General features: G+C 68.5%; 1 protein-coding gene. It reads left to right on the top strand.

Annotated elements, in window-relative coordinates:
- The first annotated feature begins 61 nt into the window (after nucleotides 1-61).
- Nucleotides 62-880 carry an IS21-like element helper ATPase IstB gene (istB, locus tag ABD231_RS42100; protein WP_344166082.1) on the top strand — a complete coding sequence of 273 codons (819 nt, stop codon included), beginning with the start codon at nucleotides 62-64 and terminating at the stop codon, nucleotides 878-880.
- Nucleotides 881-887: the final 7 nt, after the last annotated feature.

The following is an 887-nucleotide window of genomic DNA, read 5'->3' as shown; positions in this document are numbered from 1 at the left end:
CCCGGGATCTGGCCGACTACGACCGCGCATTCGGGCTCGCGGGCGAGGAAGGAACCCACTGATGGCCACCACCAAGCCGACGAGGAACCCCGCCGCGACCACTGAGGCGGTCAAGCAGATCACCTATCTGGCCGCCGCACTGAAAGCACCCCGGATCACCGAGGCCGCCACCCGGCTGGCCGACCAAGCCCGAGACGCCGGCTGGACCCACGAGGACTACCTGGCCGCGGTTCTCGAACGCGAAGTCGCCGCCCGCAACTCATCCGGCGCCCGACTACGGATCCGTGCCGCCGGGTTCGGTGCCGTCAAGACCCTCGAGGACTTCGACTTCGACGCCCAACCAGCAGCACGCCAACAGATCGCCGCACTCGCATCAGGCGGGTTCCTCACCGAGGCCCGCAACGTCGTACTCCTCGGACCACCCGGCACCGGCAAAACCCACCTAGCCACCGCCCTCGGAGTCGCAGCGGCACGACACGGACACCGCGTCCTGTTCGCCACCGCGACCGACTGGGTCACCCGCCTCACCGACGCCCACCGCGCCGGCAAGCTTCCCAACGAGCTCGCCAGGCTGCGCCGCTACGGGCTGATCATCGTCGACGAGGTCGGCTACCTCCCGTTCGAGCAAGACGCCGCGAACCTGTTCTTCCAGCTCGTCTCGTCCCGCTATGAACACGCCTCCCTGATCCTCACCTCGAACCTGCCGTTCTCCGGCTGGGGCGGCGTGTTCGGAGACCAAGCCGTCGCCGCCGCGATGATCGACCGCATCGTCCACCACGCCGACGTCCTCACCCTCAAAGGCGCCAGCTACCGACTCCGCGGACGCGGCATCGACAGCCTCCCCAGCATCCGCACCACCACCGGCCAAACCGAGTCCTAGACTGCCA

This window comes from Kribbella yunnanensis (genome assembly GCF_039529655.1).
Taxonomy (GTDB): domain Bacteria; phylum Actinomycetota; class Actinomycetes; order Propionibacteriales; family Kribbellaceae; genus Kribbella; species Kribbella yunnanensis.
The sequence above is the reverse complement of the archived record's forward strand: the minus strand, read 5'-3'. Positions and strand labels throughout refer to the sequence as shown.

Coding starts and splice junctions, on each gene's coding strand:
- istB (WP_344166082.1), top strand. CDS start 62: ATGGCCACCACCAAGCCGACGAGGAACCCCGCCGCGACCACTGAGGCG.